Here is a 14,263-nt window from a genome sequence, read left to right on the forward strand (position 1 = left end):
CCCACCCCCGGGCCGGGCCCCGTACCGCTGCAGCGGTACGGGGCCTGGCCGCACCCGGCGCCCCTACTCGTCGTTCTTGGGCCGCAGGACGAAGCCGTCGGCGGTGATGTCCTTGCGGTCGGCCGTGTCATACACACGCCACGGCCCCGTCAGGTTCTCCGGGTCTTCCGGCGCGACAACGCCCGGAATGCCGAGCCGCTGCAACACGCTGTCGACCTGTCGGGCCTGTTCCGCGTCCATGGGGTCACCTACCGTCGTATGCGGGCAGCCATGCCGAGGCGGCCCCGGAGCACGAAGCCTTCCCACCTCCGCCTGCCGCCCGGCAAACCCCTTTCAGGAGTCCACAGATGAGCTACGACCTGGCGTTCTGGCAGGAGAACCAGGAAATCGACGCCTCCGAAGCCTTCCGGAAATATGACGCGATGACCGACGGCGCATCGGGGGTCTTTGCGGAGAGCGAGAACGTCAGAGCCTTCCACCGGGCCCTGAGGGACATCCACCCCGACCTCACCATCGAGAATGCGGAAATGTCCCCGTGGACTTCTCCCGTGTACGGCAACGGGGAATGCGTCCTGGTGACCATCGCCTGGTCCAGGAAGGATGAGCTGGTGGAGGGTCTCATCCCCTTGGCACGGAAGCACGGCCTTCTGACGTACGACCCTCAGCAAGAGGAAGTACACCAGCAGCCGCCACAGCTCCTGAAGCCACCGAGGACCGACCAGTGATCAGTTGCGAACAGGCCGCCGAACTGGCCAGTAAGTACGTGGAGGAGGACCCCCGCAACAGTGCGGTGGAGCTGGTGCCCATCGACGGTCATTCGGCCGTGGTGGGGAACTACGCCTACTTCGGCTACCAGGACCGCCGGTATCTGGAGACCGGCGACCCGTCCTTCATGGTGATCGGGATCGGTCCCGTCCGGGTCGATCTGGTGACGGGTGAGTGCACGACGCTCGGTGCCGTGGAAGCCGCGGAGATGGATCTGTTCGAGACCGATGAACTCGCTCTCCTCGGTCCGGGCGGGTGGCGGATCGTCCCGCCCGACCTCATGGATGCCTGGCGGGCGGCGTTCGGCCGGGAGCCGTACGCCGCAGATCTGTCGGTGGCCTGCCCCGGGTGCGGGATGGCCGATCTCCACCGCTGGTACCGCAACGACGGTCCGCTGGACGCGGTCATCGACGGGGTCCGTGCCGTGGCCTACGCCTGGCGGACGGAGTGGTGCGCCTCGTGCCACCTGTGCTGCGAGGACGGGGACAGCTTCCTGCCTGAAGGCTGGGAGTCGCCGTACGAGGTGCCCGAGGCGTACGAGATGAAGTTCGCCCCGCGGTACATCGAAGCCGCCCGCCAGGCCAAGTACGCGGCCGATGAGGGACGTCCGCCTCAGGACCGCTGACGGGAAGGTGACCGTGCCAGGCTTCCCGCTGTACCGGCGGAGGAGGACCGGCGCGACCGGCGGCCCTGTACCGACGGAGGCCTCCGGAGCGGCGTGTGCCGCTCCGGAGGCCTCCGTCACGTTGCTCACCCCTCCCCCGTGACCCCCGCCACCAGCTCGTCCGCCGCCGCGTACGGGTCCAGGTTCCCCGCCACGATCTGCTCGGCCAGGGACTGGAGGCGGCGGTCGCCCCTCAGGTCGGCGATCTTCTCTCGGAGGGTTGTCACCGCGATGGTTTCCACCTCGTGGGCCGCTCGGGCCGTGCGGCGGGCGGCGAGGACGCCGTGCTCCTCCATCCAAGCGCGGTGCTTCTCCAGGGCCTCCACGACCTCGTCGACGCCTTCGCCGCGGGCGGCGACCGTCTTGACGATCGGGGGGCGCCAGTCGCCGGGGGCGCGGGACTCGCCCAGGCCCAGCATGTGGTTCAGCTCGCGGGCGGTGGCGTCGGCGCCGTCGCGGTCGGCCTTGTTGACCACGTAGACGTCACCGATCTCCAGGATCCCGGCCTTGGCCGCCTGGATGCCGTCGCCCATGCCGGGGGCGAGGAGGACGACGGAGGTGTCGGCCTGGGAGGCGATCTCCACCTCGGACTGGCCGACGCCCACCGTCTCGACCAGGACCACGTCGCAGCCCGCCGCGTCCAGGACCCGGATGGCCTGCGGGGCGGCCCAGGCGAGGCCGCCCAGGTGGCCGCGGGTGGCCATGGAGCGGATGTAGACGCCGGGGTCGGAGGCGTGGTCCGACATCCGGACCCGGTCGCCCAGCAGGGCGCCGCCGGAGAACGGGGAGGACGGGTCGACGGCGAGGACGCCGACCCGCTTGCCCGCCCGGCGGTAGGCGGAGACCAGGGCGGAGGTGGAGGTGGACTTGCCGACGCCCGGCGAGCCCGTCAGCCCGACGACGTACGCATGACCCGCCAGCGGGGCCAGTGCGGCCATCACCTCGCGCAGCTGCGGGGACGCACCCTCCACCAGCGAGATCAGCCGGGCCACCGCACGCGGCCTGCCTGCTCGCGCCTGCTCGACCAGCGTGGGGACGTCCACGTCCACGTTCACCGCTCCGTTCTCGCCTTGCCTCGTGTCGTTACGGTGTTACTTGCCCGGGACGCGGATGATCAACGCGTCGCCCTGGCCGCCGCCGCCGCAGAGCGCCGCCGCGCCCATGCCGCCGCCGCGCCGCTTCAGCTCCAGCGCCAGGTGCAGGACCAGACGGGCGCCGGACATGCCGATCGGGTGGCCGAGCGCGATGGCCCCGCCGTTGACGTTGACCTTGTCCGGGGTGACGCCCAGGTCCTTCATGGACTGGACGGCGACGGCCGCGAACGCCTCGTTGATCTCGATCAGGTCGAGGTCGTCCACGGTCAGGCCGTCCTTCTTCAGGGCGTGCCGGATCGCGTTGGAGGGCTGCGACTGGAGGGAGTTGTCGGGGCCCGCGACGTTGCCGTGGGCGCCGATCTCGGCGATCCACTCCAGGCCCAGCTCCTGCGCCTTGGCCTTGCTCATGACGACGACCGCGGCGGCCCCGTCGGAGATCTGCGAGGCGGTGCCCGCGGTGATCGTGCCGTCCTTGGTGAAGGCCGGGCGCAGCTTGCCGAGGGACTCGACCGTCGTCTCCGGGCGGATGCCCTCGTCCTGCGAGAAGAGGACCGGGTCGCCCTTGCGCTGCGGGATCTCCACCGGGGTGATCTCGGCCTCGAAGAGCCCGTTCTTCCGGGCGGCGGCGGCCCGCTGGTGGGAGAGGGCGCCGATCTCGTCCTGGGCGGCGCGGTCCAGGCCCAGGCGGCCGTTGTGCTTCTCGGTGGACTCGCCCATGGGGATGTTCTCGTACGCGTCGGTGAGACCGTCGTACGCCATCGAGTCGAGCATCTCGATCGCGCCGTACTTGTACCCCTCGCGGGACTTGGGGAGCAGGTGCGGGGCGTTGGTCATGGACTCCTGGCCGCCCGCGACCACGACGTCGAACTCCCCGGCGCGGATGAGCTGGTCGGCCAGGGCGATGGCGTCGAGCCCGGAGAGACAGACCTTGTTGACGGTGAGGGCGGGCACGTTCATCGGGATGCCGGCCTTGACTGCGGCCTGCCGGGCGGGGATCTGGCCCGCGCCCGCCTGGAGCACCTGGCCCATGATCACGTACTGGACCTGGTCGCCGCCGATCCCGGCCCGGTCCAGGGCCGCCTTGATCGCGACCCCGCCGAGGTCGGCCGCGGAGAAACTCTTGAGCGAGCCGAGGAGACGGCCCATGGGCGTCCGGGCGCCCGCGACGATCACTGAGGTGGTGGTACCGGTCGTTGCTGGCATGGGCACGGCCCCTTGGGATCGGATGTGAACGAGGGTTTACCTGAATGTACTGAGCGCTCCCGCGCCCGTCATCCGGCTACCGGTGTGACGGCGCGCACGTTGCGTAACCATGGCGGGGGCCGGAGCGCGGAGCCATGCTGAAAACATGCTGACGCGCATCGACCACATCGGAATCGCCTGCTTCGACCTGGACAAGACGGTGGAGTTCTACCGTGCCACGTACGGATTCGAGGTGTTCCACAGCGAGATCAACGAGGAGCAGGGCGTCCGGGAGGCCATGCTCAAGATCAACGAGACCTCGGACGGCGGGGCCTCCTACCTCCAGCTCCTGGAACCCACCCGCGAGGACTCCGCCGTGGGCAAGTGGCTGGCAAAGAATGGGGAAGGCGTGCACCACATCGCCTTCGGTACGGCGGATGTGGACGGGGACGCCGCGGACATCCGCGAGAAGGGCGTCCGGGTGCTGTACGACGAGCCCAGGACGGGTTCGATGGGGTCCCGGATCACGTTCCTGCACCCCAAGGACTGCCACGGCGTCCTCACCGAACTGGTCACGAGCAACCCGGAGCACTGACCCGGCGCAGACCCGGCCCGGTAGAGTGGGCGGTTCCGGGCCGGGGCCGGGTCGGGGCCGTACCGCGTCCTCGTCGTTTGTCTGTCACCATTCCCCGGGGACAGCCCGTCGGTGGGCGGTCCTCGTGTGCAGAGTTGCGACCAGGGTTGGGGTCTCTCCCGCTCGAACAGAGTTGAGAGCTCGGGGAAGGATGGGACCGCGCAGTGCGGGGCTACGAAAGCCAGGAGAGCCACCGGGCTGAAGTCGACCATCTCTCGCGGTTCGAAGCCGAGATGGACCGGCTGAAGACCGACCGGGAGAAGGCCGTCCAGCACGCCGAGGACCTCGGCTACCAGGTCGAGGTCCTGCGCGCCAAGCTGCACGAGGCACGCCGCAGCCTGGCCACCCGTCCCGCCTACGACAGCGCGGACATGGGCTACCAGGCCGAACAGCTGCTGCGGAACGCGCAGATCCAGGCCGAGCAGTTGCGCAGCGACGCCGAGCGCGAGCTGCGTGAGGCGCGCGCCCAGACGCAGCGCATCCTCCAGGAGCACGCCGAGCACCAGGCGCGCCTGCAGGCGGAGTTGCACAACGAGGCCGTCCAGCGCAGGCAGCAGCTCGACCAGGAGCTGGCCGAGCGCCGGCAGACCGTCGAGTCCCACGTCAACGAGAACGTCGCCTGGGCCGAGCAGCTGCGCGCCCGTACCGAGTCGCAGGCCCGTCGGCTGCTGGACGAGTCCCGCGCCGAGGCCGAGCAGGCGCTCGCCGCCGCCCGGGCCGAGGCGGCGCGGCTGGCCGAGGAGACCCGGCAGCGCGTCGGCTCGGAGGCCGAGGCGGCCCGGGCCGAAGCGGAAGCGATCCTGCTGCGCGCCCGCAAGGACGCCGAACGCATGCTGGGCGCCGCCTCCGCGCAGGCCCAGGAGGCCACCAGCCACGCGGAGCAGCTGCGCTCCACCACCACGGCGGAGACCTCGCAGGCCCGCCAGCAGACGGCCGAGCTGAACCGGGCCGCCGAGCAGCGGCTCCAGGAGGCCGAGACCCGGCTGCGCGAATCCCGGCTGGAGGCCGAGAAGGTCCTCGCCGAGGCGAAGGACGCGGCCGCCAAGAAGCTGGCCTCCGCCGAGTCGCAGAACGAACAGCGCACCCGTACGGCCAAGTCGGAGATCGCCCGGCTGGTCGGGGAGGCCACCAAGAGCGCCGAGACGCTCAAGGAGGAGGCCGAGCAGGCCCTCGCCGACGCCCGCGCCGAGGCCGAGCGGCTGGTCGCGGAGGCCGCCGAGAAGGCCCGTACGGCAGCGGCCGAGGACGCGGCGGCCCAGCTCGCCAAGGCGGCCCGGGGCGCCGAGGAGGTGCTCACCAAGGCCTCCGAGGACGCGGAGTCCACCACGAAGGCGGCGCGCGAGGAGGCCGAGCGGATCCGCCGCGAGGCGGAGGCCGAGGCGGACCGGCTGCGCGGCGAGGCGGCCGAGCAGGCCGACGAGCTCAAGGGCGCGGCCAAGGACGACACCAAGGAGTACCGGGCCAAGACGGTCGAGCTCCAGGAGGAGGCCCGCCGGCTGCGCGGCGAGGCCGAGCAGCTGCGCTCCGAGGCGGTCGCCGAGGGCGAGCGGATCCGGGGCGAGGCCCGCCGCGAGGCGGTCCAGCTGCTGGAGGAGGGCGCCCGCAAGGCGGAGGAGCTGCTGACCGAGGCGCGCTCGGACGCCGACGAGCTGCGCACCAAGGCCAGCGGCGAGAGCGAGCGCATCCGCGCCGAGGCCGCCGAGCGGGCCGCCGCCCTGCGCAAGCAGGCCGACGAGACGCTGGAGCGCACCCGCGCCGAGGCCGAGAAGCTGCGGGCCGAGGCCGAGGAGCAGGCGGAGGCCACCACCGCCGAGGCCGAGCGGGCCGCGGCCACCCTGCGCGAGGAGACCGAGCGCGCGGTCGCCGCCCGGCAGGCCGAGGCCGCCGACGAGCTGGAGCGGCTGCACACCGAGGCCGAGGCCCGGCTCGCCGCCGCCGAGGAGGCGCTCGGCGAGGCCCGTACGGAGGCGGAGCGGATCCGCCGCGAGACGGCCGAGGAGACCGAGCGGCAGCGCACGGAGACCGCCGAGCGTGTCCGTACGCTGACCGAGCAGGCCGAGGCGGAGGCCGAGCGGCTCCGTGACGAGGCCGCGGCGGACGCCTCCCAGTCGCGGGCCGAGGGCGAGAACATCGCCGTACGGCTGCGCAGTGAGGCCGCCGCCGAGGCGGAGCGGCTGAAGACCGAGGCGCAGGAGACCGCAGACCGGGTGCGCGCGGAGGCCGCGGCCGCCGCCGAGCGGGTCGGTGCCGAGGCGGCCGAGGCACTGGAGGCCGCCCAGGAGGAGGCCACGCGCCGCCGCCGGGAGGCCGAGGAGATCCTCGGCGCGGCCCGTACGGAGGCGGGGCAGGAGCGCGAGCGGGCCCGCGAGCAGAGCGAGGAGCTGCTGGCCTCCGCCCGGAAGCGGGTGGAGGAGGCGCAGGCCGAGGCGCAGCGGCTGGTCGAGGAGGCGGACGCCCGGGCCACCGAGCTGGTCGCGGCGGCCGAGCAGACCGCCCAGCAGGTGCGGGACTCCGTGGCCGGGCTCCAGGAGCAGGCCGAGGAGGAGATCGCCGGGCTGCGCTCGACCGCCGAGCATGTCGCGGAGCGCACCCGTACGGAGGCGCAGGAGGAGGCGGACCGGGTCCGCTCCGACGCGCACGCCGAGCGGGACCGGGCCTCCGAGGACGCGAGCCGCATCCGCCGGGAGGCGGGCGCGGAGGCGGACCGGCTGCGGCAGGAGGCGCACGAGGAGGCCGAGGCGGCGAAGGCGCTGGCCGAGCGTACGGTCTCCGAGGCGATCGCGGAGTCCGAGCGGCTGCGCGCGGACACCTCCGAGTACAGCCAGCGGGTGCGTACGGAGGCCTCCGACGCCCTGGCGTCGGCGGAGCAGGACGCGTCGAAGGCGCGGGCCGAGGCCCGGCAGGACGCCAACCGGATCCGTTCGGAGGCGGCGGCCCAGTCGGACCGGCTCATCGGCGAGGCGACGACCGAGAGCGAGCGCATCCGCACGGAGGCCGCCCAGTCGTCCGAGCAGCTCGTCGTGGAGGCCACCACCGAGGCCAACCGGCGCCGCAAGGACGCGAACGAGCAGGCCGACCGGCTGCTGGCCGAGGCCACCGAGGAGGCCGAGCGGCTGCGTACGGAGGCGGCCGAGCACCTCGGCTCCGCGCAGGAGCACGCCGCCCGCACCCGCGAGGAGGCCGAACAGCTGCGCGCCGAGGCGGAGTCGGCGGCCGAGGAGCTGCGCTCGCAGGGCCGCCAGGAGGCGGACCGGGTGCTGGACGAGGCGCGCGAGGCGGCGGCCAAGCGCCGGGCGGACGCGGCCGAGCAGGCGGACCAGCTCATCAACAAGGCCCGGGAGGAGGCGCTGCGTACGGCCACCGAGGCGGAGACGCAGGCCGACACCATGGTCGGCGCGGCCCGCAAGGAGGCCCAGCGGATCACCTCCGAGGCGACCGTCGAGGGCAACTCCCTGGTGGAGCGGGCCCGTACGGACGCCGACGAGCTGCTGGTGGGTGCCCGCCGCGACGCGACCCAGATCCGGGAGCGGGCCGAGGCGCAGCGGGCCCGGCTGGAGAGCGAGATCGAGGAGCTGCACGAGCGGGCCCGCCGGGAGACGTCCGAGCAGATGAAGACCGCCGGCGAGCGGGTCGACCATCTGATGAAGGCGGCGACCGAGCAGCGCGACGAGGCCGAGGCGAAGGCCAAGGAGCTGCTGGCGGAGGCCAATTCGGAGGCGAGCAAGGTCCGGATCGCCGCGGTGAAACGGGCCGAGTCGCTGCTCAAGGAGGCCGAGACCAAGAAGGCCGAGCTGATCCGCGAGGCGGAGAAGCTGCGGGCCGACGCGGCGGCCGAGGCCGAGAAGACGGTCGCCGAGGGCAAACGCGAGCTGGATGTCCTGGTGCGCAGGCGCGAGGACATCAATACGGAGATCTCCCGTGTCCAGGACGTGCTGGAGGCGTTGGAGTCTTTCGAGACTCCCAACGGGGGCGGCAAACCCGCGGGTGGATCGGCGGGCGGCAAGGCCCCTGCGACGGCGGGCACCCGGTCGGGGGGCAAGTCCTCGGAGAGGTGAGCGGCGGCGGCCGTACGGGGAGGTCCGGCGGACGCACGGGGGGGGGGAACGCGGTGGAGACGTACGGGGGAGCGCACGGAAGACTTACGGGGGAGAAACAGAGGATGTCCGGCGGGGAGCAGGCGTTCGGGGGCGCGTGCTTCGTCATGGACATTCAACCCTTCGAGTGGCAAGCACTCCGGGGGTCAGCCACTCAAAAGGGGTGTCATTCTCCAGATCAAACCGGCATCTGCACGCTGACACGCCGCTATGGCCCCTAGGATTCCCCTATCACCTCACCGGTCTCATTCGACAGGAACCCCATGAGTGACCCTTCCTCCCCCTTCGGCTTCGAGCTCGTGCGACGTGGTTACGACCGCGGTCAGGTGGACGACCGCATTACCAAGCTCGTCGCCGACCGTGATAGCGCGCTCGCCCGCATCACGTCTCTGGAAAAGCGCATCGAGGAGCTGCACCTCGAGACGCAGAACGCCCAGGCCCAGGTGAACGACGCGGAGCCGTCGTACGCCGGGCTCGGTGCCCGTGTCGAGAAGATCCTCCGCCTCGCCGAGGAGGAGGCCAAGGACCTGCGTGAGGAGGCCCGTCGGGCCGCCGAGCAGCACCGTGAGCTGGCCGAGTCGGCCGCGCAGCAGGTGCGCAACGACGCCGAGTCGTTCGCCGCCGAGCGCAAGGCGAAGGCCGAGGACGAGGGCGTCCGCATCGTCGAGAAGGCCCAGGGCGAGGCGAACACGCTCCGCGCCGACGCCCAGAAGGACGCCCAGCAGAAGCGCGAGGAGGCCGACGCCCTCTTCGAGGAGACCCGCGCCAAGGCCGCGCAGGCCGCCGCCGACTTCGAGACGAACCTCGCCAAGCGGCGCGAGCAGTCGGAGCGCGACCTCGCGTCCCGTCAGGCCAAGGCCGAGAAGCGGCTCGCGGAGATCGAGCACCGCGCCGAGCAGCTCCGCCTGGAGGCCGAGAAGCTCCGTACGGACGCCGAGCGCCGGGCCCGCCAGACGGTGGAGACCGCGCAGCGCCAGGCCGAGGACATCGTGGCCGACGCCAACGCCAAGGCCGACCGGATCCGCAGCGAATCGGAGCGCGAGCTGGCGGCGCTCACCAACCGCCGCGACTCCATCAACGCGCAGCTGACCAACGTCCGCGAGATGCTGGCCACGCTGACCGGTGCCGCGGTGGCCGCCGCCGGCTCCCCGGTGGACGACGAGCCCGCCCAGCGCGGTGTTCCGGCCCAGCAGACCCGCTGACCTCCCCCGCGGCGGTTTCTTCCGTGCGCCCGGCTCCCCCTCTTTTGTGGGTGGCGCCGGGCGCGCGGGCGTTCTAGCGTGTGCGCATGATCGAGCTTGAGGGACTGACCAAACGATTCGGCAGTAAAGTCGCCGTCGACCAGCTGACATTCCAGGTCAGACCAGGCGTGGTGACAGGTTTTCTGGGGCCGAACGGGGCCGGCAAGTCCACCACGATGCGGATGATGCTCGATCTGGACAACCCGACCAGCGGTACGGTCCGCATCGACGGCAAGCACTACAACGAGCTGCAGGAACCGCTGAAGTACATCGGGGCGTTGCTGGACGCCAAGTCGATGCACGGCGGCCGCAGCGCCTACAACAACCTCCTCTGTCTGGCGCAGAGCAACCGCATCCCGCGCAGCCGGGTGGACGAGGTGCTCGACACCGTCGGCCTGAGCGCGGTCGCGAAGAAGAAGTCCAAGGGCTTCTCCCTCGGCATGGGCCAGCGCCTCGGGATCGCCTCGGCCCTGCTGGGCGACCCCGAGATCCTGATGTTCGACGAGCCGGTCAACGGTCTCGACCCCGAGGGCATCCACTGGATCCGCAACCTGATGAAGGCGCTCGCCGCCGAGGGCCGGACCATCTTCGTGTCCTCGCACCTGATGAGCGAAATGGCGCTGACCGCCGACCACTTGATCGTGATCGGCCAGGGCAGGCTCCTCGCGGACACCTCGATGGCCGACTTCATCCACGAGAACTCCCGCAGTTACGTACGGCTGCGCTCGCCGCAGCAGGAGCGACTGCGGGACGTGCTCCACCAGGAGGGGTTCACCGCCGTCGAGGCGGAGGGCGGTGTGCTGGAGATCGACGGCGCCACCACCGAGGCGCTCGGTGAGCTGGCCGCCCGTCACCAGGTGGTGCTGCACGAGCTGAGCGCGCAGCGGGCCTCGCTGGAGGAGGCGTTCATGCAGATGACCGCCGGCTCCGTGGAGTACCACGCGCACTCCGGCCCCGGCGGGGCGCTGCCTCCACCGGGAGCCGCGGCGGCCGGGGCCGCCGGAGCGGTGGGAGCGGGCTGGGGCGAGGGCTGGAACAAGCCGGGCTCCGCCGACCCCGGGTCCACCGCGGGCACCGAAGGCACCACCGGCAGCACGAACGAGGGGGCCTGACGACCATGGCTTCGGTACCCGCAGTCCTCAACTCCGAGTGGACCAAGATCCGCACGGTCTCCTCCACCACCTGGACGCTCATCTGCGCGTTCGCCGTCACGGTCGCCATGAGCGCGGCCCTCTGCGCCCTGCTGAACGCGACGTTCGACGACCTCTCGGAGGCCGAGCAGGTCACCTTCGACCCGACGCTGGTCAGCTTCTCCGGGACGGTTCTCGGCCAGCTCGCCATGGTCGTGTTCGGGGTGCTCGTGGTCGGTACGGAGTACAGCTCCGGCATGATCCGCACCTCGCTGGCGGCCGTGCCGCAGCGCGGCACACTCCTCTTCAGCAAGATCACCGTGGCCGGTGCCCTGGCCCTCGCGGTCGGCCTGCTCACCAGCTTCGTCTCGTTCTTCCTCGGCCAGGCGCTGCTGGGCGACCGGGGCACGACCCTCGGCGAGGAGAACGTCCTGCGCGCGGTGGTCGGCGCCGGGCTCTACATGGGGCTGATCGCGATCTTCTCCATGGGCGTCGCGGCGATGCTGCGCAGCTCCATGCTCTCGCTCGGCATCCTGATGCCGTTCTTCTTCCTGGTCTCGCAGATCCTGATCGCGGTGCCGTACGCGAAGGACGTCGCCCGGTACTTCCCGGACCAGGCCGGGTCGAAGATCATGCAGGTCGTCCCGGACGCGATGGGCAGTGGCACCGCTCCGTACGGGCCCTGGGCCGGGCTCGGGATCATGGTCGCCTGGGTGGCGGCCTCGGTGCTCGGCGGCTACCTGGTCCTGAAGAACCGGGACGCGTAGCACCGCCGCGCGACTCTCCGGCAGGCATCCCGAGCCTCCGGCAGGCGCAGGAGCGGCCCGGAACGGCCCGTCACGCACGACGCGTGGCGGGCCGTTCCGCGTGGGAGCACCGCGCGAGGCGTGACCGGCGGATCCCGCGCGACGCGTGACCGGTCGCTCGCAGCGTGTGCGGAACTTGGCCGGAACCGTCAGGGCCTGGTTATCCTCCTAACTCTTACGGGGGGTGTGCGGCCAGGCGGCCCCAGCCCCGACCACAGAGTGAGTCGATGGGGCTGGAGCATGATCGAGGCAGTCGGCCTGACCAAGCGCTACGGCGCGAAGACGGCCGTGGACGACCTTTCCTTCCAGGTGCGACCGGGGTTGGTCACCGGCTTCCTCGGTCCCAACGGGTCGGGCAAATCCACCACCATGCGCATGATCCTCGGCCTGGACCGCCCGACGGCCGGCCATGTCACGATCGGCGGCCACCCCTACCGCAGCCTGCCGAACGCGCCGCGCCAGGTGGGCGCCCTGCTCGACGCCAAGGCCGTGCACGGCGGCCGGACCGCCCGTACCCATCTGCTCTCGCTGGCCCAGCTGGCCGGCATCCCGGCCCGGCGGGTCGACGAGGTCCTCGGGGTCGTCGGCCTCCAGGACGTGGCCAAGCGGCGCTCCAGCGGCTTCTCGCTCGGCATGGGGCAGCGGCTCGGCATCGCCGCCGCGCTCCTCGGCGACCCCCAGGTGCTGCTCTTCGACGAGCCGGTCAACGGGCTGGACCCCGAGGGCATCCACTGGGTCCGCAACCTGATGAAGACGCTGGCCGCCGAGGGACGTACGGTCTTCGTCTCCTCCCACCTCATGAGCGAGATGGCCCTCACCGCCGACCATCTGATCGTGATCGGGCGCGGCCGGCTGCTCTCCGACATGAGCGTCACCGACTTCATCTCGGCCAACTCCGCCGACTTCGCCCGGGTCCGAGTCCCGGAGAACTCCCCCGAGGAGCGCGAGAAGCTCACCTCCTCGCTGATCGAGGCGGGCGGCAGCGTGCTCTCCGAGCCGGACGGCGCCCTGCGCGTCACCGGCCTCCCGCTGCCGAGGATCAGCGATCTGGCGCACGCCGCCGACGTACGGCTCTGGGAGCTGTCACCGCACCGGGCCTCGCTGGAGGAGGCGTACATGCGGATGACGCAGGGCGTGGTGGACTACCGCTCGACGGACGACGCCAAGGCCGGGCTCGTGGAGCTGCCGGAGGCGCCGTACGGGCCCTACGGAGACCCCCTGACGGGTCACTACGGGGCCGAGCCCGGCTACGGGCCGCCCGAGCCGGCGCAGGCGCCCCAGCAGAACTGGTACGTTCCGCCGCCGCCCGGCGAGAACCCGTACGCCAAGCCCGTGACCGCCCCCGCCCCCTCCCCCGCCGCCCCGGCCGGGGAGCAGAAGACCAGCGAGGACCCCCGATGACGCCGCCGGCCGCCCCGCAGGCCCATGAGCACCCGCAGCCGGAGCCGGCGCCCGGAGTGCTGGGGTACTACGAGTCGCCCATCCCGATCCGCCGCGCCACGCTCGGCGACGCGGTCGCGTCGGAGTGGACGAAGATCCGTTCCGTCCGCTCCACGATGTGGACCCTGGGCGTGATGATCGTGCTGATGGTGGCGATCGGGCTGATGTCGGCGCTGCTGGTCACCGCCGCCGACGGCGATCTGGACGGCGTGCCGGTCGTGAGCCTCGGCTTCTTCGGGGTGCTGCTGGGCTCGATCTGTGTGATCACCCTCGGCGTGCTGACCATCGGCTCCGAGTACAGCACCGGCATGATCCGTACGACGCTGACGGCCTGCCCCAGCCGGGCCCGGGTGCTCACGGCGAAGGCGATCGTCTTCTCCCTGGTCACCTTCGTCATCACCACCGTGACGGCCACCGTCGTCGCCGCGTGCCAGACGGTGATCCTGGGCGGCGGCGTCGACCCCGGCGAGGTGTGGCTGCGCGTCACCGTGGGGGTCGGGCTCTACATGGCGGGCCTGGGCCTGGTGTCGCTGGCGGTCGGCGCGATCGTCCGGCACTCGGCGGGCGCGATCACGATCATGATCGCCGTGGTGCTGCTGCCGCTGGTCCTCGCGCTCTTCATGTTCGCCGACAGCCTGCGCGGGGTGCAGCGGTTCCTCTTCGAGTACTCGATCCCCAACCAGCTCGCCGGGCTGTACGGCACGGGGGTCACCGAGAGCAGCCCCTCGGGCTGGGAACCGCTGCTGGTGATCGTGGGGACCGCGGCGGTGGCCATGGGCGCCGCCTTCCTGGCGCTGGAGCAGCGCGACGTCTGACGCGGCGTACCGCCGTCCGCCGCTCAGTGGCGCGGGGCGTTCCTGGACCGCTGCACCCGGGTGGTGCGGCGGTCCTTCGCGTTCCAGCAGGCCTTGTGCCAGTGCCTGCGGTCGTCGATGCCGCCGTACTCGGACCAGGCGACCAGGTGCGGGACACCGGAGGGGATCTCCTGGTCGCAGCCTGGGCAGCGGTACCGCTTGCCCTGGGCGCTCGCGCCGCTCACCGGGCGCACCGACCACTCCTCGCCCTGCCAGCTCTCGGTCGCCCCTCCCCCGCCGTACCGCCCCGGTGCCGTACCGGGATGTTCGTCGGGACGGTCGCCGCCACGGGGGCGGTTGCGGCGCGGGGACACGGGACACCTCACGGGGGCGGTTCGGGCACGGCGTGCTCCCAGCCT

The 14,263-nt window shown here is 72.0% G+C and carries 13 protein-coding genes; 9 read left to right on the forward strand and 4 right to left on the reverse strand.

Annotation, left to right across the window (positions count from 1 at the left end):
* Window positions 1–63 precede the first annotated feature (63 nt).
* Window positions 64–240 carry a hypothetical protein gene (locus DJ476_RS34420; protein WP_162638544.1) on the reverse strand — a complete coding sequence of 59 codons (177 nt, stop codon included), beginning with the start codon at window positions 238–240 and terminating at the stop codon, window positions 64–66.
* Window positions 241–347: 107 nt separating this feature from the next.
* On the opposite strand from DJ476_RS34420, the gene DJ476_RS09185 reads away from it, so the two are divergent.
* Together DJ476_RS09185 and DJ476_RS09190 are read left to right on the forward strand one after the other, a co-directional pair.
* On the forward strand, window positions 348–725 hold the full coding sequence (locus tag DJ476_RS09185; protein ID WP_112490272.1) for a hypothetical protein: 378 nt from the start codon (window positions 348–350) through the stop codon (window positions 723–725).
* A complete protein-coding gene (locus DJ476_RS09190) occupies window positions 722–1,390 on the forward strand; it encodes a hypothetical protein (RefSeq protein WP_112490273.1) in 669 nt (222 codons plus the stop codon). The genes DJ476_RS09185 and DJ476_RS09190 overlap by 4 nt, the downstream gene beginning before the upstream one ends.
* A 125-nt stretch (window positions 1,391–1,515) precedes the next feature.
* Here the strand turns inward: DJ476_RS09190 and meaB are convergent, their stop codons facing one another.
* Together meaB and DJ476_RS09200 are read right to left on the reverse strand one after the other, a co-directional pair.
* Entirely contained in the window at window positions 1,516–2,484 is a 969-nt protein-coding gene (gene meaB, locus DJ476_RS09195; protein WP_181006460.1) for a methylmalonyl Co-A mutase-associated GTPase MeaB, read from the reverse strand.
* Window positions 2,485–2,520: 36 nt separating this feature from the next.
* Complete coding sequence (locus DJ476_RS09200; protein ID WP_112492475.1) at window positions 2,521–3,726, reverse strand: acetyl-CoA C-acetyltransferase; 1,206 nt, start codon at window positions 3,724–3,726, stop codon at window positions 2,521–2,523.
* 145 nt (window positions 3,727–3,871) lie between these two features.
* Between DJ476_RS09200 and mce the strand changes: the two genes are divergently transcribed.
* The 7 genes from mce (at window position 3,872) to DJ476_RS09235 (ending at window position 13,865) form a co-directional block, all read left to right on the forward strand.
* On the forward strand, window positions 3,872–4,300 hold the full coding sequence (gene mce, locus DJ476_RS09205; RefSeq protein WP_019762239.1) for a methylmalonyl-CoA epimerase: 429 nt from the start codon (window positions 3,872–3,874) through the stop codon (window positions 4,298–4,300).
* A gap of 203 nt (window positions 4,301–4,503) precedes the next feature.
* Window positions 4,504–8,394, forward strand: coding sequence for a polarized growth protein Scy (scy, locus tag DJ476_RS09210; protein WP_112490274.1), 3,891 nt, complete (start codon window positions 4,504–4,506; stop codon window positions 8,392–8,394).
* A gap of 302 nt (window positions 8,395–8,696) precedes the next feature.
* Window positions 8,697–9,635, forward strand: coding sequence for a coiled-coil domain-containing protein (locus DJ476_RS09215; RefSeq protein ID WP_018492210.1), 939 nt, complete (start codon window positions 8,697–8,699; stop codon window positions 9,633–9,635).
* Window positions 9,636–9,721: 86 nt separating this feature from the next.
* Window positions 9,722–10,786 (forward strand): ABC transporter ATP-binding protein, encoded by a 1,065-nt coding sequence (locus tag DJ476_RS09220; RefSeq protein ID WP_112490275.1) that lies wholly within the window; start codon window positions 9,722–9,724, stop codon window positions 10,784–10,786.
* Between the two features lie 5 nt (window positions 10,787–10,791).
* Entirely contained in the window at window positions 10,792–11,571 is a 780-nt protein-coding gene (locus DJ476_RS09225; protein ID WP_103417386.1) for an ABC transporter permease subunit, read from the forward strand.
* A gap of 279 nt (window positions 11,572–11,850) precedes the next feature.
* The gene (locus tag DJ476_RS09230; protein ID WP_112490276.1) at window positions 11,851–13,011 is read left to right on the forward strand and encodes an ATP-binding cassette domain-containing protein; all 1,161 of its coding nucleotides are present in this window, start codon (window positions 11,851–11,853) and stop codon (window positions 13,009–13,011) included.
* Window positions 13,008–13,865 (forward strand): ABC transporter permease subunit, encoded by an 858-nt coding sequence (locus tag DJ476_RS09235; protein ID WP_103417388.1) that lies wholly within the window; start codon window positions 13,008–13,010, stop codon window positions 13,863–13,865. The genes DJ476_RS09230 and DJ476_RS09235 overlap by 4 nt, the downstream gene beginning before the upstream one ends.
* 23 nt (window positions 13,866–13,888) lie before the next feature.
* Here DJ476_RS09235 and DJ476_RS09240 read toward each other — a convergent pair whose 3' ends face one another.
* Window positions 13,889–14,218, reverse strand: a complete 330-nt coding sequence (locus DJ476_RS09240; protein ID WP_053559374.1) for a hypothetical protein — start codon at window positions 14,216–14,218, stop codon at window positions 13,889–13,891.
* Window positions 14,219–14,263: the final 45 nt, after the last annotated feature.

Source organism: Streptomyces bacillaris, assembly GCF_003268675.1.
Classification (GTDB): domain Bacteria; phylum Actinomycetota; class Actinomycetes; order Streptomycetales; family Streptomycetaceae; genus Streptomyces; species Streptomyces bacillaris.